We start from the raw sequence: 17,855 nt of genomic DNA, 5'->3' as shown, positions 1-17,855 counted from the left end.
GATTGAGAAATTCAATTCGGACCGGCCATCTTGACCCAGAAACCTCATCACGACTGGCAGGCGCTCACCGAGCTCACCCAGGGCAAGGCCTTCGTGGTCGAGCGGGTGCGGCTCGTGGACTCGGGCGTCGCCATCGAGGGCGGCTTCGAGCCGCCGCAGCTGGCGAGGCTTTCGGCCGAGGATCAGGTCTTCGTCGCCGCCTTTCTCAAGAGCCACGGCTCGATCAAGGAGATGGAGGCGGTGTTCGGGGTCTCCTATCCGACCATCAAGGCGCGGCTGAACCGCATCGCCGGGGTGCTGGACCTGGTGGAGATCGACGTGCGGCCGTCCCGCGCCGACGTGCTGGAGCGCCTCAGCCGCGGCGAGATCGACGCCGAGACCGCCATCGCTGAACTGGAGGGACGCCCATGAGCGGAACCCCGATCCGGGCGCTCGCCACCCTCCAGGCCCGCGCCATGCGCACCGCGCGCCACCACCGCCGGCGGACCCATGTCAGGTCGGGCGAGCCGCGGGTGGTCCGCCTGTGGCTGCCGCTGACGGCCCTGTTCCTGATCCTCTCGCCCTTCGCCTTCCTGCTGCTGATCGTGGCGGTGTTCATGCCCTGGCCGCGTGGGATCAGTCCGCTGGACGCGGTGCTGGCCGTGGGCCGCGTGCTGCTGTCCCTCGGGGGAACCGAGGTCGATGTCCAAGCCCCGGACGCTCTCGTCCGCATCAAGATCGTCTAGGAGACGCCGCCATGAGCGAAGACCGCCGCTCGATCCTGCAGATGCTGAGCGAAGGCAAGATCACCCCCGACGAGGCCGAGCGCCTGATGGCCGCCCTCGAGCGCGGACCCCAGCCCGCCTCAGGCCCCGCGCCCGGCGCGCGGCGCAACGTGAAATACCTGCGGGTGGTGGTGGACACCGACGAGGGCCACGACGGCCCGACCAAGGTGAATATCCGGGTGCCGATGAACCTGCTGCGGGCCGGGGTGCGGCTCTCCAGCATCATACCGCCGGCGGCCCGGGAGAAGGTCAATGCGGCCATGGCCAAGAACGGCGTGCCGTTCGACCTCAACCAGTTGAAGCCCGAGAACCTGGAGGAGCTGGTCGAGCAGCTCGACGAGCTGACCGTCGATGTCGATCAGGACAAGACCAAGGTCAGGATCTTCTGCGAGTAGCGACGCCTCCCCGTCGCCGAACTCGGCCGTCGCCTTTGGGATAGGGCGACGGCCGTCTTTTTGTCCGGCCTTAGGCGGTGGTCTTGTCGAACAGCTTGGCCCAGCGGGGCTTGGTGCGGTTCTTCCAGGAACCCCGGTGGAAGGCGTCCGAGGCGATCAGCGGCACCACGGTGGTGGCCTCGGCGAACACCATCTGTTCCCAGGTGACGTCGACCTTGCCCCAGGAGCAGGCCTCCTTGAGCGTCGAGGACGAGCAGGCGCCGTCGCGCACGTCGGCCACGGTGATCTGGACGGCGTACCTATGCATCTCGGCCTCGTGGCCCAGGATCTCGGCGCAGACCACGGTGTCCTGGGCGAAGTTCTTGGGAACCCCGCCGCCGACCATGAACAGGCCCGTGGTGCCGGCCGCCAGCTTGATGTCGGTCAGCTCACGGAAGTCGGCCACCGCGTCGATGGTCAGGTACGGCTTGCCGGCCTTCATCCGCTCGACCTGGTGCTTGACCAGGCCGAAGCCGGCCGAGCTGTCCACGAAGGCCGGGCAGAAGATCGGCACGCCCTCGCGATAGGCGACCTCGATCAGCGAGTCGGGCTTCTTGGCGTTGCCGGCCGCCAGCCACTTGCCCATCTCGTGGATGAACTCGCGGCTGGAATAGGGACGGGCCTCGAGCTGCTCGCAGATCTCGTAGATCGTGCCGTCGCAGTTCTGCAGCTCTTCCTCGTCGATATAGGTGTCGTAGATGCGGTCGATATAGAGGTCGCGCAGGTCGCGATCGTCGACGTTGGACTGGGCCTGATAGTGCTTGAAGCCCAGGGCCTCGAAGAAATCCATGTCCACGATCGAGGCGCCGGTGGCGACGATCGTGTCGATCATCCCGTACTTCACCATGTCGCGGTAGATGTGCATGCAGCCGCCGGCGCTGGTCGAACCCGCCAGGGTCAGCCAGGTCGAGCAGTCCTTGTCCTCCAGCGACATCGACCAGATGTCGGCGGCCCGCGCCGTGTCGCGGCTGGTGAAGCTCATATTGCGCATGGCGTCGATGATCGGGCGGGCGTCGTACTGGTCGATCGCCACGTGCTCGACGGTGTTGGCCAGCAGCTCGGCCTTGCGGTTCGTCTTCTGAACGTCAGCGTTCATTCTCTGCATCCTTTGAGAGTTTGAGCGCCCGTCCAAAAAATAGGGCGCGGCCGGGACGGAGCGACCGGCCGCGCCAATAACGATTGAGCTGCCGGCTTATTTCCGCCGACGCTTCTTGCTGCGCGCGCGCGACAGCTTCACGACGTTCTGGTTCTCCTGCTTGGGCAGGGGGATCGAACGCCGCGCCAGGCCGAACATCGAGGCCATGGGCGCATCCTTCGCCTCGGCGATCTCGGCGTCGCCGAAACCGTTGAAGCGGGTGTTCATGGCCACGCCATAGGCGCCCAGCATGCCGATCTCGATATAGTCGCCCTCGCGGACGTCTTCCGGCAGCCAGAACGGGCCCGGCATATGGTCGAGCGAGTCGCAGGTGGGGCCCCAGAACTTGAAGGGCTTTAGATTGCCTTCGACCTCGCGCGCCTCGCCGCCCTCGTTGCGGAGAAGTTTGACCGGAAAGGGCCATTTGGCGTGCGCGGCGTCGAACAGCGAGCCATAGGACCCGTCGTTCAGATAGAGCGCCTCGCCCTTGCGGAGTTCGACCTTGGTGACGATGGACGAGCCTTCGGCCACCAGGGCCCGGCCCGGCTCGCACCAGAGTTCGGTGGTTTCGTGGACCATCATCTCGGCGAAGCCGCGGTCGATGGAGTCCACATAGTCGGCGAGCGCCGGCGGCACCATGCCCGGATAGACCGAAGGGAAGCCGCCGCCCACGTCGACCACGTCGGCGAAAACGCCGGCGCGGACCAGGGCGCGGGAGGCCTGGGTCATCGCCGCCTGGTAGGCGGTCGGACGCATGCACTGGCTGCCCACATGGAAGGAGACGCCCATCAGGTCCTGGGTCGCGCGCCGCGCGGCCAGCAGCAGGGCCGGCGCCTCATGAGCGTCGACGCCGAACTTGCCCGACAGCGAATACTGCGCGCCCTCGGCGGCCACCGCGAGGCGGACGATGAGGTTCAGGTCCTTGGCGTCGCCGGTGGCGGCCAGGATCTTGGCCAGCTCTTCATGGGTGTCGAGCGCGAACGTGCGCACGCCGTGGTCATGATAGGCGGCGGCGATCGCCGCGCGGCTCTTCACCGGGTGCATGAAGGCCATGCGGGAACCCGGCGCGAACTGCGCGATCAGCTCGATCTCGGGGATCGAGGCCACGTCGAACGAGGTGACGCCGTTCGCAACCAGGGTCTCGATGACCCAGGGCGAAGGATTCGCTTTGACGGCGTAGAAGACGTCGCCTCGAAAATTCGTCTGGAACCAGCGCGCCGCTGCGGCCACCGCGTCCGGTCGCGCTATTGCGACGGGACGTTCCGGGGACCGCTGACGGACCAGGTCCAGGGGCGTATGGTACGTGTGCAATTCACGTAACCCCCATTGGCAGTTGAACCTAGCCGGCGTTAGCAGCGCTTTTCAGGACATCGGGTCCGCCGGAGCGGTGCGAAATAGGGGCGATGAACCTCGATGTAAAGAGGTTTGTTTTCGTGCGGCCAAATCGTCGCCAAACCCTGGGCCCGTCAGGGATTGCGCGGGGGACTGATTCCACCTTTTCCACAGCCGTTTTCGCGCCGTTTCGAACGCCCGGGAGCCGACCCTCGCCGGCGCCGGCGAAAACAGCCTCCACCGTGTCCGCAACGCCACGATCCGCGGTCGAAGGGCGTCCGACGCCTCGTCGCGCGCCTGCGCGTCAACGGGTGCTGGACCGCACGCCAGCGGCCATGTCATGAAGCCGTCGTAGAGGTCGGTGACTGTCCCGACACCTGCGTGCGCCGATCCGGGGAAGCCTCGCCATCCATGACTGACGCCGCGGTTCTGTCCGTGCGGAACGCCTCGAAGAGCTTCGGCTCTCGGCGTGCCCTGGATTCGGTTTCCCTGAAGGTGCGCAAGGGCGAGATGATCGCCCTGATCGGGCCGTCGGGCTCCGGCAAGTCGACCCTGCTGCGCTCGATCAGCGGCCTGCAGGCCATCGATCCCGGCGAGGGCCGGATCGACGCCTTCGGCCAGTCGGTTCAGGCCGACGGCAAGATCTCCTCCAAGGTGCGCGAGGCGCGCATCCGCATCGGCTTCATCTTCCAGCAGTTCAACCTGGTCGGCCGCCTGACCCTGTTCTCCAATGTGGCCCTGGGCTCGTTGGGGCGGATTCCCTTCTCGCGGGGCCTGTTCGGCGCCTGGCCGAAGGAGATCCAGGCCGCGGCCATGGCGGCCATGGCCCGGGTGGGTGTGGCCGAGTACGCCGCCCAGCGCGCCAACACCCTGTCCGGCGGCCAGCAGCAGCGCGGCGCCATCGCCCGCGCCCTGGTCCAGAAGGCCAAGATCATCCTGGCCGACGAGCCGGTGGCCTCCCTCGATCCGGTCTCGGCCCGCAAGGTCATGGATATCCTGCGAGACCTGAACCGGGTCGACGGCCTGACCGTCGTGGTCACCCTGCACCAGGTCGACTACGCCCTGCGCTACTGCGACCGAGTGGTTGCCTTGAAGGCCGGCAAGATCGTCTATGACGGCGGCGCCGACGGCCTCGACAAGACCCGGTTGATCGACATCTACGGCCCGGAATTCGAAGACGTCTTCTGGGAAGGAGCTCCCAAATGATCGACCGTCGCCTCCTCATCGCAAGCGGGCTGGCCGGCCTGGGGCTCTCGGCCTGCGGCAAGCCGGATGCGCCGGCGCCCGGCGCCGAGCCCAACGTGATCAACTTCTCGATCCTGGCGACCGAGAACTCCACCAGCATGGAGACCTTCTGGAAGCCCATCCTGGCCGACATGGAGAAGTCGATCGGCATCCCGGTGAAGCCGTTCTTCGCCTCCAACTACACCGCCCTGATCGAGGCCCTGCGCTTCAAGCAGGTCGACGCCGGATGGTTTTCCAATCTCTCGGGCCTGGAGGCGGTGCGCCGCGCTAATGGCGAGGTCTTCGCGCGGACCTTCGATCCCTCGAACATCGACGGCTACAAGTCCGTGATCATCGTGCCCGCCAAGAGCAAGACCACGCTGGAAGACGTGCTCAGGTGCGACAAGAGCCTGACCTTCGGGATCGGCGACGCCAAGTCGACCTCCGGCACGCTCGCGCCGATGACCTATCTGTTCGCGCCGAACAACATCGACCCGGCCAAGTGCTTCAAGCAGGTGAAGACCGCCAACCACCAGTCCAACCTGTTCTCGGTGGCCAAGGGCGTGCTGGACGTGGCGACCAACAACTCCACCGCCATCCGCCTGCAGGAGGAGCGCGGCACGGGCGTCGCCGAACAGGTCCGGGTGATCTGGGAAAGCCCCAAGCTGCCGGAGGACCCGATCATCTGGCGCAGCGACCTGGACCCGGCGGTGAAGGAGAAGCTGCGGCAGTTCTTCCTGACCTATGCGCAAGGCGAGGGGCCCGAGCCGGAGCGCCAGCGCAAGCTGCTGAACGCGCTCTCCATCGGCGGCTTCAAGCCGGCCGACGCCACCCACCTGTTGCCGGTCCAGGAGATGGAGGCGACCGAGGCCCTGCTCGACGCCCGCAACAAGGGCGACAAGGTGAAGACCGAGCAGGCCCAGAAGGCGCTGGACGCCATCCGGGCCGAACGCGCCGCGCTGGAGGCCAGGACCGGCCAGCCCGCGGCCGCGCAGTAGGATCGCCCCGTGACCGTCACCGTGACCGCGCCCGACCTCCTGAAGCCGCCGGTGCGCCCGCTCGGTCAGCGGGTGTTCGATCTGGTCCTGTGGGGCGGTATCGCGGCCATGCTGGTGGTCGGATTCGGCCCGGTCGAGATGGAGAAGCTGCCGCTGTTGTTCAAGAACTCGGACAACATGCGCCAGTTCGGCCATGAGTTCATGCGACCCGACTGGAGCGACTGGCGGCTGCTGGTCGCGCAGATGTGGGTGACGATCCAGATCGCGCTCTGGGGCACGACGATCGCCGTGGTCCTGGCCGTGCCCCTGGGCCTCCTCGGCGCGCGGAACGTCACGCCAGCCTATATCCAGATGCCGGTCCGGCGGGTCATGGACGCCCTGCGCTCGATCCCTGACCTGGTGATCGGAACCATGTTCATCGTCGCCGTGGGCCTGGGCCCCTTCGCCGGGGTCATGGCCCTGGCGCTCAACACCGGCGGGGTGCTGGGCAAGCTGTTCTCGGAAGCGGTCGAGTCCATCGACAAGGGGCCGGTCGAAGGCGTTCGCGCCACCGGCGCCGCGCCGTTGCAGGAGATCGTCTGGGGGGTCATTCCGCAGGTGGCTCCGCTCTGGACCTCCTACGCCCTGTATCGCTTCGAATCCAACAGCCGGTCGGCCACGGTGCTGGGCCTGATCGGCGCGGGCGGTATCGGCCAGATCCTGTTCGACAGCCTGAACAGCTTCGCCTACAGCCGCGTGGCGGCGATCTCGATCGTCATCGTGGTGGCGGTCAGCATCATCGACCTGCTGTCCCAGACCATCCGCTCACGCCTGCTCTAGGCGCGGCGCCGACCGATCCGGCATTTGTTCTGCCGCCGCCACGGCTCGACTGTCACAAATCCGTATCCGGAGCTTCACGGTTGCGACGCGTAACCGTCATCCAATCTTGGCCGAACCGTCACGGGACCTCGTTAAGCCGCCCCTAGCCTGAAGAGGCCACGGGGATAGCTCTACAAGGATCCTAATAATGAAAATCGAAACCTCGCTCTGCGCCGGGGCGGCGCTTGGCGTGCTGCTGCTGGGCGCATCCGCCGCGCAGGCTCAAGACACCACGACCGCCTGGAAGGGCGCGCCGCAATTCCAGAACGACAGCCTGACCTTCAAGGTCCGCGGTCGGGTCTACAACGACTATGTCTATCAGGACGTCGACCGCCAGACGGGCGCCGACTTCGAGGCCAGCAACACCCGCCTGCGCACGGCTCGCCTCGGCGTCGAGGGAACCTGGAACGCCAACTGGGCCTACAAGGCCGAGATCAATTTCACCCGCGGCGGTTCGGAGTGGGAGGACCTGATCCTCGAGTACAAGCCGACCGACACGATCTCGATCATGGCCGGCAACTTCAAGACCGTGTCGCTCGAGAACATCACCTCCTCGCGCTACATCACCTTCATGGAGCGCGGTCCGTACAATGACGTGCTCGGTATCGGCCGCGTGATGAACGTCCAGGTCAAGGCCAACGGCCCGAACTGGACCGTCGCCGGCGCCGTCTCTGGCGACAGCCTCAATTCCGCCGATGTGGCGACCAACGCCGCCACCGGTTCCAAGGAAGTGTTCGGCTTCAACGGCCGCGCCACCTTCGCGCCGATCATGACTGACAGCGACCAGGTCCACCTCGGCGTCTGGGCCCGTCGGCGCAACCGCGAAGACCAGGGCAACTTCAGCTACGGCGTGCGCAACAACACCAACTACGGCGCGCAGTACGTCACCTCGGGCGCCGTCGGCGTCAAGGACACCATGATCGGCCTCGAAGGCGCCTGGGTGCACGGACCGTTCTCGGTGCAAGGCGAATGGGCCAACATCGACATCCAGCGTCCCGGCAATCTCGATGCCGATGCGCGCGCCTGGTACCTCTACGGCAGCTGGTTCGTGACCGGCGAGACCCGCCGCTACGAGGCCAATAAGGGCGAGTTCAACCGCATCAAGATCCTCGATCCCATGACCAGCGGCGGGCTGGGGGCTGTCGAGCTCGGCGTTCGCTACGACAGCGTCGACCTCACCGACATCACCGGTGTGGCCACCGCGGGCGAGTACTCGGCCTGGACCCTCGGCGCCAACTGGTACCCGCACCCCTATGTCCGCTTCATGGCCAACTACTCGGTCTCGGAGAACGACAACGCGGCTGTCGGCGCGGATGTCGACGCCAAGACCCTGCAGTTCCGCGCTCAGTTCGATTTCTAAGATCCCTCCGCGGGGCGGTCCCTGGGATCGCCCCGCTCCCTCTTCGAAGAGAGACATCCCGTGAAAAAGCTTCTGGCTAAGAAAGCGCTTCTCGCCTGCGCCGCGGCTGCCGCGATGCTGGGCGCCAGCGCTCCGGCGTTCGCCGCGCGCGACTATGTCTGGGCCGCCGGTTCCTCGACCGTCTTCCCGTTCACCACCCGCGTGGCCGAGAACTTCGCCCGCAAGACCGGCAACAAGGCCCCCAAGGTCGAGAGCCTGGGCACCGGCGGCGGCATCAAGCTGTTCTGCTCGGGCGCCGGCGACGCCTATCCGGATATCGCCAACGCCTCGCGCCCGATGAAGAAGTCGGAATTCGACGCCTGCGCCGCCAAGGGCGTGAAGGACATCGTCGCGATCAAGATCGGCTTCGACGGCATCGTCGTGGCGGTGGACAAGGACGGCGCGGACTACAGCTTCAAGCGCGAGCACCTCTATCTGGGTCTCGCGGCCACCGTGCTTCGCGGCGGCAAGTTCATCCCCAACCCCTACACGACCTGGGACGAGATCGGCGCCGGCCTGCCCGGCAATCGCATCCTCGTCTACGGGCCGCCGCCGACCTCGGGCACCCGTGACGCCTGGATCGAGCTGGCCATCGAGGAAGGCGCTCGCAAATATCCGACCGCCGACGAGCTGCGCTCGAACAACGAGAAGAAGTTCAAGCAGCTGGTCGATCCGATGCGCAAGGATCATTGGGTGGACGCTGGCGAGAACGACAATGCCATCGTCCAGACCCTGACCAAGACGCCGGGCGCGCTCGGCGTGTTCGGCTACTCCTTCCTCGAAGAGAACGGCGACAAGGTGAAAGGGGCGTCGATCAACGGCATCCGCCCGACCCCAGGCACGATCTCCGACGGGTCCTACCCGCTGTCCCGTTCGCTCTACATCTACGTGAAGAAGGCGAACATCGGCGTGACCAAGGGTCTGCAGGAGTTCGTCACCGAGTACGTGTCCGATGCGGCCACCGGCCGTGGCGGCTACCTCTCGCAACGCGGCCTGATCGCGCTGCCCGCCGGCCAGCACGCCGGGCAACAGGGCGTCGCCCAGAAGCTGACGCCGATGGCGCGTCCGGCCAGCTAAGATCGACCGCTCGAGGAGAGCTGGAAACGCCGCGGCCCCCGGGTCGCGGCGTTTTCTGTTTGGGGCGGGCGGCGAAAGCCAACCCACGTCGTCATCCCCCGGATCGTCTTTCAGACGACCGGAGGGTGACGAAGGTGGGGTGCGAGAATCGTTAGGCTACGCCGTCGCCTCGACACGGCGCCGGCGGACGCGGGTCAGGCGGCGCAGGCGGCGCCAGAAGCGAGTCTTCTCCGGCTCCGGATAGGGCTGGAGGTTCTTCACGAAGTCCTCGGCGCAGGCCTTCCAGGAGAAGCCTTCCGCAAAGCCGCGCACCGCGGCCTTGTCGAGCTTGAGCGCCTCGAGACAGGCCTCGCGCAGGCCCTCGGTCGCGCTGTGGGCCAGGACCCCGGCGCCGGAGCCCGGCAGGATGTCGATGGGGCCGGGGGCGGGATAGGCGGCCACCGGCACGCCCGCGGCCATGGCCTCCAGGATCACCAGGCCGAAGGTGTCGGTGAGCGAGGGGAAGACGAAGGCGTCGGCGCAGGCGAAGTGCGCGGCCAGCTCCGCGCCGAACTTGGCGCCGGTGAACACCGCCTCGGGATAGCGCTCGATCAGTTCCTCGCGCTGCGGACCGTCGCCGACCACCACCCTGGTTCCGGGCAGGTCGAGGCCGAGGAAGGCCTCGATGTTCTTCTCCACCGCCACGCGGCCCACCGACAGGAAGATCGGGCGCGGCAGGCCCTCGAAGATGTCGCGTTCGTCCGGGCGCCTGGGATGGAACATTTCGGTGTCCACCCCGCGCGACCAGACCGAGATATTGCCGAAGCCGTGGCGTTCCAGCTCGTCCTTCATGGTCGGCGTGGTGACCATCATCCGGCCCGACGGCTTGTGGAACCACTTCATGTAGGCATAGCCGGCCGCCAGCGGCAAAGGCAGCCGGGCCGAGACATATTCCGGGAACCGGGTGTGGTAGCTGGTGGTGAAGGGCAGCTTCCATTCCACGCAGATGCGCCGGGCGGCTAGGCCCAACGGACCCTCCGTGGCGATGTGGATGGCCTCGGGCTCGAAGGCCTTGAAGCGCTCCTGCACCGGCTCATGGGCGGCGATGGCCACCTTGATCTCGGGATAGGTCGGCAGCGGGAAGGTCTTGAACTGGTCGGGACTGATCACCTCGACCGAATGGCCCAAGGCTTTCAGCTCGGCGATCACCCGCGACAGGGTCTGCACCACGCCGTTGACCTGCGGCGCCCAGGCGTCGGTGACCAGCAGGATGCGCATGGGCTTCTGGCCGTCGACCCGCGGCGCGGTGATCGCCTCGCGGATGCGCGTCGCCGGGCGGGTGGTGGTCAGGGCCTGGCTCTGCAGCCACGCCCAGAAGGCGCCCAGCAGCGCCTCCTTGGTGGGGAAATGGCGGTAGACCGTGCGTTCGCCCACCTCGGCCTCGGCGGCGATCTCGGCGAAGCTGAGATCCTCCAACGGTCCGGATTCCAGCTTGCGGGCCACCGCATGCATGATCTGGTCCTGGGTCGCCTGCTTCTGGCGGTCGCGCAGGTTCGAGGTGTACCGGGTTGGCGGGATCATGACAGCCGCACTGTCATCAAAACAGCTGGACTGTCAATGAAGCGCCTCAGGCCGCGGCGGCCTCCGGCAGGGGCTCCCGGAACGGCTCGGGCCGGCGGCCCTTGCGGTCGATCGCCGACCAGGAGCGCAGCTTGGCCCATTCCAGGATCTCAAGCCGGCCATCGGGATGTTCGACCAGGGCCGAGCAGCTTTCCACCCAATCGCCGTCATTGATATAGGCGATGCCGTCGATGTCGCGCATCTCGGCCTTGTGGATGTGGCCGCAGATCACCCCGTCCACCCCGCGACGGCGGGCCTCGTCGGCCACCGCGGCCTCGAAGTTCTCGACGAACTGCAGGGCGTTCTTGACCCGGGTCTTGAGGAAGGCCGAGAAGCTCCAATAGCCGAAGCCCAGCCGGCGGCGGACGCGATTGAACAACGTATTGGCCGCGATCAGCACCCGGTAGGCGTAGTCGCCCACGAAGGCCAGCCACCGGGCGTGCTGCACCACCCCGTCGAACTCGTCGCCGTGCACCACCAGGAAGCGTTTGCCGTCCGCGGTCTCGTGGATGGCGTCGCGCGCCACGATCACCCCGCCGAAATGAACGCCGACGAAGTCGCGCACCCCTTCGTCGTGGTTGCCGGGGACATAGATGACCTTCACCCCCTTGCGGGCCATACGCAGGATCTTCTGGACCACGTCGTTGTGGGCCTGGGGCCAGTGCCAGCCGGAGCGCAGCTTCCAGCCGTCGACGATGTCGCCGACCAGATAGAGCGTCTCGCACTCGATATGGCGAATGAAGTCCAACAACAGCTCCGCCTGGCACCCCTTGGTGCCGAGATGGATGTCTGAAATGAACACGGTCCGATAGCTGCGGACTCCCGGATCACCCATAGATGCCCCCCGGAGCCCAAGTGGGCTCCAACATGAAAAGTTTGAGGGCGATGGCCGCCGAAACCGGCTTCCACTTTCGGCTATCGCCCTCAAGCATGCGGCCGATTGCCCATCCGCTAGGCTGATTGCGTGTCAGTCTCATGAAACCGACGTCGGCCCTTTTGTCGCCCCGCCTTTCATCGTAAGGATTCTGCAAGGCCGACCCTCCCCAGGTCTTCCGCAAACAAGGTCCTATGGACGCCCGAACCTATCCTGCGAAGGAGACGCCGAAATCTCGGCGGACCCGAGCGCGCATCCTTGACGCCGCCATGCGGCTGTTCGCCGAGGTCGGCTACCATGCCGCGACCAATGCGATGATCGCCGACGCCGCGAACCTGACGCGCGGCGCCATGCTCTATCATTTCGCCAGTCGCGAAGAGCTGGTGGAGGCGGCCGTGACCTATATCGAGGTGGAGCGCGCGCGCCTGTTCGAGCAGGCGGCCTCTGCGCCCCCGGCGGCCGGCGTGGACGCCGCCGAGCACGCCATCGACGCCTATTGGACCCTGCTGCACGAGACGCCGTTCGTGGCCTTCGGCGAGATGGAGTCCGCGGCGCGGACCGATCCGATGCTGCGCGTGCGCCTGGCCGGCGCCCAGAGCGCCTTCGACCACAACCAGGTCGGCGATCGGTTCCTGGCGCTCGCCTCTGCCGGTGAGGACCCCCGCTTCCAGACCAGCCGCGACCTCGGCCGATTCCTGCTGGAGGGCCTGGCCAAGGGCGCCATGACCTATGATGAGACGGCCCGCAAGGAGCGCCTGCTGACCGTGGTCAAGCGCGCGGTGCGGGTGCTGAACCGCAAGGGCGACGTCCAGGAGCTCTGGCCGGAGTAGGGTCCCTTTTCCCTCCTCTTTATGGGGAGGGACAGGCGGCGAAGCCGCCAGGGTGGGGAAGACCGGCCGGCCTCATCGAAGCTTCAGAAAGCCCCACCCTCGACCGCTGCGCGGTCTTCCCTCCCCACAAGGAGGAGGGAAACGAGGCCTACAGCGCCCGATAGGCCGGCAGTGTCAGGAACTCCTCGAACCCTTCCGACAGGCTCATCTCGGTGAAGATGGCGATCGCCTCGGCGAAGCGGCCGGTCTCGAAGGCGCCGCCGGGCAGGGTGGCCTTGAGCGCGGCCATCTCCTCGTCCAGCAGGGTCCGGAACAGGGCCTCGTCGACCACCCGGCCGTCGTCCAAGGTCGCGGCCTGCTTGATCCATTGCCAGATCTGGGCGCGGCTGATCTCGGCGGTCGCGGCGTCTTCCATCAGGTTGTAGAGCGGCACCGCGCCCTTACCGCGCAGCCAGGCCTCGATGTACTGGACGCCGACCCGGATGTTCTCGCGCAGGCCGTGCTCGGTGCGCGCGCCCTCGTGGACTTTCAGCAGGTCCTCGCGGCTGACTTTGACGTCCTCGCGCAGCTTGCCCAGCTGGTTCGGGGTCGGCATGACCCTATCGAACACTTCCAGGGCCACGGGGACCAGGTCCGGGTGGGCGACCCAGGTGCCGTCGTGGCCGTTGTTGGCCTCGCGTTCCTTGTCGGCGCGCACCTTGGCGAAGGCCGCCTGGTTGGCGGCGTCGTCGCCCTTGACCGGGATCTGGGCGGCCATGCCGCCCATGGCGAAGGCGCCGCGCCGGTGGCAGGTCTGGATCAGCTTCAGGGAATAGGCGGCCAGGAAGGCGGAGCCCATGCCCATGACCGCGCGGTCGGGGGTGAGCGCCTGCGGCTGGCGGCCCAGGCGCTTGATGTAGGAGAAGATGTAGTCCCAGCGGCCGCAGTTGAGGCCCGCCATGTGGTCGCGCAGTTCGTAGAGGATCTCGTCCATCTCGAAGGCGGCGGGCAGGGTCTCGATCAGCACCGTGACCTTGATGGTCCCCTGCGGCACGCCGAGCGCGTCCTGGGCATAGACGAAGACGTCGTTCCAGAGGCGGGCCTCCAGATGGCTCTCCATCTTCGGCAGGTAGAATGCGGGTGTGGCGCCGGCGGCGATCTGGGCCTTGGCGTTGTGGAAGAAGTAGAGGCCGAAGTCGAACAGGCCGCCGCTCATCTCCTCGCCGTTCACCAGGGCGTGGGCCTCGGGCAGGTGCCAGCCGCGGGGGCGGACCATCAGGGTGGCGACCTTGTCCTTCAGCGCATAGGCCTTGCCGGTGGTGGCGTCGGTGAAGCCGATCTTGCCGGCCCAGCGGTCCTTCAGGTTGACCTGGCCCTCGACCATGTTCTGCCAGGTCGGCGACGAGGCGTCCTCGAAGTCGGCCATGAACACCTTGGCCCCGGAATTGAGCGCGTTGATGATCATCTTGCGGTCGACGGGCCCGGTGATCTCCACCCGGCGGTCCAGCAGGTCGGCGGGGATGGTCGCGACCTTCCAGTCGCCGTCGCGCACGGCCTTGGTCTCGGCCAGGAAATCGGGCTGCTCGCCGGCGTCGAAGCGCTTCTGGCGGGTGGCGCGGGCGGCCAGCAGCTCCAGCCGGCGCGGATTGAAACGGGTGTGGAGCTCGACGAGGAAGGCCTGGGCCTCCGGGGTCAGCACCTCGGCCGCGCGGCCTTCCACGGCGCCTTTGAGTTCCAGGCCAGGGCGGGCGGCGACATCGACGGACATGTGGGGCTTCCTCGTTTCCGGCTGGGCCGGGATCATAGTCGATAAAAAGAGAGCCCGCCTCGACCCAAGGGCCGGGACGAGCTCTAGGAGAGACAACTGGGCGCTAGCCCATGACTTTTAGGCCGGCAGTACGAGCTGTTCCGAGGCGATGGCGAAACGGGTGGTGGCGCCGCTGCGGGTTTCCCGCGAGATCCGCTTCCACACTTCGCTGGCCTCTTCCCGGGTCTCGTAAGGGCCCAGCACCTTGGGGCCTTCGCCCTTCAGGGACTTGAACGCCATGCAGCTGTATTCGCCGCCGACAACCCAATACCGTTCCGTGGTCATGGTCCTTGCTCCCCCGGCGGTGGCCGGATCTCGATAACTCTAGGCGAACTGGCCCATCGTGTTGTGGACGCCGCCGGCCTTCAGGGCCGCCTCGCCGGCGAAGTATTCCTTGTGATCGTCGCCGATGTCGGAGCCCGACATGTTCTGGTGCTTCACGCAGGCGATGCCCTGACGGATCTCCTGGCGCTGGACGCCCAGGACGTAGCCGAGCATGCCGGCCGCGCCGAAGTATTCCTTGGCCAGGTTGTCCGTGCTGAGCGCGGCCGTGTGGTAGGTCGGCAGGGTGATCAGGTGGTGGAAGATGCCGGCCCGCTTGGCGCCGTCCGCCTGGAAGGTGCGGATGCGTTCGTCGGCCTCTGCAGCCAGCTCGGTGCCGTCGTAGTCCACGCTCATCAGCTTGTCGCGGTCATAGGCCGAGACGTCCTTGCCCGCCGCCTTGTAGGCGTCGAACACCTGCTGGCGGAAGTTCAGGGTCCAGTTGAAGGACGGGCTGTTGTTATAGACCAGCTTGGCGTTGGGGATGACCTCGCGGATGCGGTCCATCATGCCGGCGATCTGGCTGACGTGGGGCTTCTCGGTCTCGATCCACAGCAGGTCGGCGCCGTTCTGCAGCGAGGTGATCGAGTCCAGGACGCAGCGGTCCTCGCCGGTGCCTTCGCGGAACTGGAACAGGTTGGACGGCAGGCGCTTGGGACGCAGCAGCTTGCCGTTGCGGTTCAGGACCACGTCGCCGTTGTTGGCGTTCTCGGGCGTGATCTCCTCGCAGTCGAGGAAGCTGTTGTACTGGTCGCCCAGGTCGCCCGGCGCGTTGCTGACGGCGATCTGCTTGGTGAGGCCGGCGCCCAGCGAGTCGGTGCGGGTGACGATGATGCCGTTCTCGACGCCCAGTTCGAGGAAGGCGTAGCGGCAGGCGCGGACCTTCTGCAGGAAGTCTTCGTGCGGCACGGTGACCTTGCCGTCCTGGTGACCGCACTGCTTCTCGTCGGAGACCTGGTTCTCGATCTGCAGGGCGCAGGCGCCGGCCTCGATCATCTTCTTGGCCAGCAGATAGGTCGCCTCGGCGTTGCCGAAGCCGGCGTCGATGTCGGCGATGATCGGAACGACGTGGGTCTGGAAGTTGTCGACGGCGTCGAGCAGCTTTTCTTCCTTGGCCTTGTCGCCGGCCGCGCGGGCCGCGTCGAGGTCGCGGAACAGGCCGCCCAACTCACGGGCGTCGGCCTGGCGCAGGAAGGTGTAGAGCTCTTCGATCAGGGCCGGCACCGAGGTCTTCTCGTGCATCGACTGGTCGGGCAGCGGGCCGAAGTCGGAGCGCAGCGCCGCGACCATCCAGCCCGACAGGTAGAGGTACTTCCGGTCGGTGGTGCCGAAGTGCTTCTTGATGGCGATCATCTTCTGCTGGCCGATGAAGCCGTGCCAGCAGCCGAGCGACTGGGTGTAGTTGGCCGAGTCCGCGTCGTAGGCCGCCATGTCCTTGCGCATGATGTCGGCGGTGTAGCGGGCGATCTCCAGGCCGGTCTTGAAGCGGTTCTGCAGGCGCATACGGGCCACGGATTCGGCGTTGATGCCGTCCCAGGTTCCATTCTTGCTCTTGATGAGCTGGCCCATCTCGATGATGTGGTCTTGGTATGCCATCTGTCTCTTCCGCGAATTGCCGTGGCCGTCACTTGTGACAAGCCGTTAGCGCCCTGTAACGCTTATGGCGCACGGCGCGAAGAGTTAACGCGGAGGCAAAAGGCGCACATGTCACAGTGCGACCTTGTAAATATTGTAAATCTGTGACAATAAGACTCATGGCCGTCGCGACCACAGACCGGAAACTGTTCCTGGGCGCCCGCATGAAGCGCCTGCGCCGCGAGCTGGGCCTGACCCAGACGCGGATGGCCGAGGATCTCGGCGTCTCGCCAAGCTATCTCAACCTGCTGGAGCGCAACCAGCGCCCGGTGACCGCCCAGGTGCTGCTGCGCCTGGCCGAGGCCTATGACCTCGACCTGAAGAGCCTGTCGTCGGACCCGGACTCGGCGGGCGCCACGGGCCTGTCCGAGGTGTTTTCCGACCAGATGTTCCGAGACCTCGGGGTGGCCCGCCACGAGATCGCCGAGGTGGCCGATTCCGCCCCCGGGGTGGCCGAGGCCATCGTGCGGCTCTACCGATCCTATCTGGACCAGCGGCGGCTCACCGACCTCGGCGCCATCGGCCGGCCGGAGGAGGGCGGAGCCTCGTCCCCATCGGTGATCCCGTCGGACTGGGTGCGCGACTTCATCCAGGACCAGAAGAACTATTTCGCCGAGCTCGAGGAGGCGGCCGATGAGCTGGTGGCCGAACTGGCCTACGAGCCCCAGGAGTTCCACAACGCGGCCCGCGAGCGCCTGGCCAAGCGCCACGGCATCCAGGTTCGCGTGGTGCCGCTGGACGTCCTGCCGGAATCCGTCCGCCGCTACGACCATCACCGCAAGCGGCTGTTCCTGTCGGAGGTGCTGACCGGCGCCGGACGCTCATTCTCGCTCGCCTACCAGCTGGCGATCCTGGAATACGGCCCGATGCTGGACGCCATGGCCGACCGCGCCGGTCCGCCTGACCGCCCCACCCGCGCCCTGCTGAAGGTGAGCCTGACCAACTACCTGGCCGCCGCCCTGATGATGCCCTACGCGGCGTTCCACGAGGCGGCCGAGCGCACGGCCTATGACATCGAACTGGTCCGCGCCCGTTTCGGGGTGTCGTTCGAGCAGGCCTGCCACCGGCTGACCACCCTGTCGCGGCCGGGCGCGCGCGGCGTGCCCTTCTTCATGCTGCGCGTGGATTCGGCGGGCAATATCTCCAAGCGGTTCGCCGGGGCGACCTTCCCCTTCTCGCGGTTCGGCGGCACCTGCCCGCGCTGGAACATCCACACCAGCTTCCGCACCCCCTCGCGCATCGTCACCCAGATCGTCGAGACCCCCGACGGCCAGCGCTATTTCACCCTGTCGCGGACCGTCAGCCGCATCGCCACCCCCTATGCCGGCGACGATTCGGAACTGGCCATCGGCATGGGCTGCGAGCTGAAGTTCGCCGAACGGCTGGTCTATTCCCGCGGCATCGACCTGCGCGACCCCGTGGCCACGGCTATCGGCCCCGCCTGCCGGATCTGCGAGCGGCCCGCCTGCCCGCAACGGGCGGCCGAGCCCATCAACCGCACCCTGACGGTGGACGACTTCACCAAGTCGATCTCGCCCTATCCGTTCGCCGCAGGTTGACGGAGCGGCATGCTGGCGTCTTGCGCCGGA

17 protein-coding genes and 1 pseudogene are annotated in these 17,855 nt (G+C 66.8%); 10 read left to right on the top strand and 8 right to left on the bottom strand.

Annotation, left to right across the window (positions count from 1 at the left end):
* The first annotated feature begins 30 nt into the window (after nucleotides 1-30).
* The 3 genes from V6M51_RS03935 to V6M51_RS03925 are packed head-to-tail and all read left to right on the top strand — an operon-like array spanning nucleotide 31 to nucleotide 1,159.
* Entirely contained in the window at nucleotides 31-411 is a 381-nt protein-coding gene (locus V6M51_RS03935) for a DUF2089 domain-containing protein (RefSeq protein ID WP_332764820.1), read from the top strand.
* Nucleotides 408-725, top strand: coding sequence for a hypothetical protein (locus tag V6M51_RS03930; RefSeq protein ID WP_332764818.1), 318 nt, complete (start codon nucleotides 408-410; stop codon nucleotides 723-725). Before V6M51_RS03935 ends, V6M51_RS03930 begins: the two co-directional genes overlap by 4 nt.
* An 11-nt stretch (nucleotides 726-736) precedes the next feature.
* A complete protein-coding gene (locus V6M51_RS03925) occupies nucleotides 737-1,159 on the top strand; it encodes an SHOCT-like domain-containing protein (RefSeq protein ID WP_332764816.1) in 423 nt (140 codons plus the stop codon).
* Between the two features lie 70 nt (nucleotides 1,160-1,229).
* Here the strand turns inward: V6M51_RS03925 and V6M51_RS03920 are convergent, their stop codons facing one another.
* Both V6M51_RS03920 and V6M51_RS03915 read right to left on the bottom strand, forming a co-directional pair.
* Nucleotides 1,230-2,294 carry a 1,9-bis(guanidino)-5-aza-nonane synthase gene (locus V6M51_RS03920; protein ID WP_442957836.1) on the bottom strand — a complete coding sequence of 355 codons (1,065 nt, stop codon included), beginning with the start codon at nucleotides 2,292-2,294 and terminating at the stop codon, nucleotides 1,230-1,232.
* Between the two features lie 96 nt (nucleotides 2,295-2,390).
* The gene (locus V6M51_RS03915) at nucleotides 2,391-3,644 is read right to left on the bottom strand and encodes a type III PLP-dependent enzyme (protein ID WP_332764812.1); all 1,254 of its coding nucleotides are present in this window, start codon (nucleotides 3,642-3,644) and stop codon (nucleotides 2,391-2,393) included.
* Between the two features lie 432 nt (nucleotides 3,645-4,076).
* On the opposite strand from V6M51_RS03915, the gene phnC reads away from it, so the two are divergent.
* The 5 genes from phnC (at nucleotide 4,077) to V6M51_RS03890 (ending at nucleotide 9,221) form a co-directional block, all read left to right on the top strand.
* On the top strand, nucleotides 4,077-4,871 hold the full coding sequence (gene phnC / locus V6M51_RS03910; protein WP_332764810.1) for a phosphonate ABC transporter ATP-binding protein: 795 nt from the start codon (nucleotides 4,077-4,079) through the stop codon (nucleotides 4,869-4,871).
* Entirely contained in the window at nucleotides 4,868-5,887 is a 1,020-nt protein-coding gene (gene phnD, locus V6M51_RS03905) for a phosphate/phosphite/phosphonate ABC transporter substrate-binding protein (protein ID WP_332764808.1), read from the top strand. Before phnC ends, phnD begins: the two co-directional genes overlap by 4 nt.
* A gap of 9 nt (nucleotides 5,888-5,896) precedes the next feature.
* Nucleotides 5,897-6,706 carry a phosphonate ABC transporter, permease protein PhnE gene (gene phnE, locus V6M51_RS03900; protein WP_442957681.1) on the top strand — a complete coding sequence of 270 codons (810 nt, stop codon included), beginning with the start codon at nucleotides 5,897-5,899 and terminating at the stop codon, nucleotides 6,704-6,706.
* 187 nt (nucleotides 6,707-6,893) lie between these two features.
* Nucleotides 6,894-8,105 carry an OprO/OprP family phosphate-selective porin gene (locus V6M51_RS03895; RefSeq protein WP_332764806.1) on the top strand — a complete coding sequence of 404 codons (1,212 nt, stop codon included), beginning with the start codon at nucleotides 6,894-6,896 and terminating at the stop codon, nucleotides 8,103-8,105.
* A gap of 114 nt (nucleotides 8,106-8,219) precedes the next feature.
* A complete protein-coding gene (locus tag V6M51_RS03890; RefSeq protein WP_332765302.1) occupies nucleotides 8,220-9,221 on the top strand; it encodes a substrate-binding domain-containing protein in 1,002 nt (333 codons plus the stop codon).
* A gap of 156 nt (nucleotides 9,222-9,377) precedes the next feature.
* On the opposite strand, the gene V6M51_RS03885 is transcribed toward V6M51_RS03890, so the two are convergent.
* The 3 genes and pseudogenes from V6M51_RS03885 to V6M51_RS03875 form a co-directional block, all read right to left on the bottom strand.
* Nucleotides 9,378-10,478 carry a glycosyltransferase family 4 protein gene (locus V6M51_RS03885; RefSeq protein WP_332765300.1) on the bottom strand — a complete coding sequence of 367 codons (1,101 nt, stop codon included), beginning with the start codon at nucleotides 10,476-10,478 and terminating at the stop codon, nucleotides 9,378-9,380.
* A 111-nt stretch (nucleotides 10,479-10,589) separates the two neighbouring features.
* Nucleotides 10,590-10,712: pseudogene (locus V6M51_RS03880) on the bottom strand (TetR family transcriptional regulator); the annotation flags it as partial.
* 115 nt (nucleotides 10,713-10,827) lie between these two features.
* Complete coding sequence (locus V6M51_RS03875; RefSeq protein ID WP_332764804.1) at nucleotides 10,828-11,655, bottom strand: UDP-2,3-diacylglucosamine diphosphatase; 828 nt, start codon at nucleotides 11,653-11,655, stop codon at nucleotides 10,828-10,830.
* A gap of 233 nt (nucleotides 11,656-11,888) precedes the next feature.
* On the opposite strand from V6M51_RS03875, the gene V6M51_RS03870 reads away from it, so the two are divergent.
* On the top strand, nucleotides 11,889-12,524 hold the full coding sequence (locus V6M51_RS03870; protein ID WP_332764802.1) for a helix-turn-helix domain-containing protein: 636 nt from the start codon (nucleotides 11,889-11,891) through the stop codon (nucleotides 12,522-12,524).
* Nucleotides 12,525-12,672: 148 nt separating this feature from the next.
* Here V6M51_RS03870 and aceB read toward each other — a convergent pair whose 3' ends face one another.
* The 3 genes from aceB to V6M51_RS03855 all read right to left on the bottom strand — a co-directional run bounded on the left by aceB (nucleotide 12,673) and on the right by V6M51_RS03855 (nucleotide 16,227).
* Nucleotides 12,673-14,271 carry a malate synthase A gene (aceB, locus tag V6M51_RS03865; RefSeq protein ID WP_332764800.1) on the bottom strand — a complete coding sequence of 533 codons (1,599 nt, stop codon included), beginning with the start codon at nucleotides 14,269-14,271 and terminating at the stop codon, nucleotides 12,673-12,675.
* A 117-nt stretch (nucleotides 14,272-14,388) separates the two neighbouring features.
* Entirely contained in the window at nucleotides 14,389-14,595 is a 207-nt protein-coding gene (locus V6M51_RS03860; RefSeq protein WP_254834830.1) for a DUF4170 domain-containing protein, read from the bottom strand.
* 39 nt (nucleotides 14,596-14,634) lie between these two features.
* Nucleotides 14,635-16,227, bottom strand: a complete 1,593-nt coding sequence (locus V6M51_RS03855) for an isocitrate lyase (RefSeq protein WP_332764798.1) — start codon at nucleotides 16,225-16,227, stop codon at nucleotides 14,635-14,637.
* Between the two features lie 158 nt (nucleotides 16,228-16,385).
* On the opposite strand from V6M51_RS03855, the gene V6M51_RS03850 reads away from it, so the two are divergent.
* Entirely contained in the window at nucleotides 16,386-17,825 is a 1,440-nt protein-coding gene (locus V6M51_RS03850; RefSeq protein WP_305677286.1) for a helix-turn-helix domain-containing protein, read from the top strand.
* Nucleotides 17,826-17,855: the final 30 nt, after the last annotated feature.

This window comes from Phenylobacterium sp., assembly GCF_036677185.1.
Lineage (GTDB): Bacteria > Pseudomonadota > Alphaproteobacteria > Caulobacterales > Caulobacteraceae > Phenylobacterium.
Note: the sequence above shows the minus strand (reverse complement) of the source record. Positions and strands in the feature narration are given on the sequence as shown.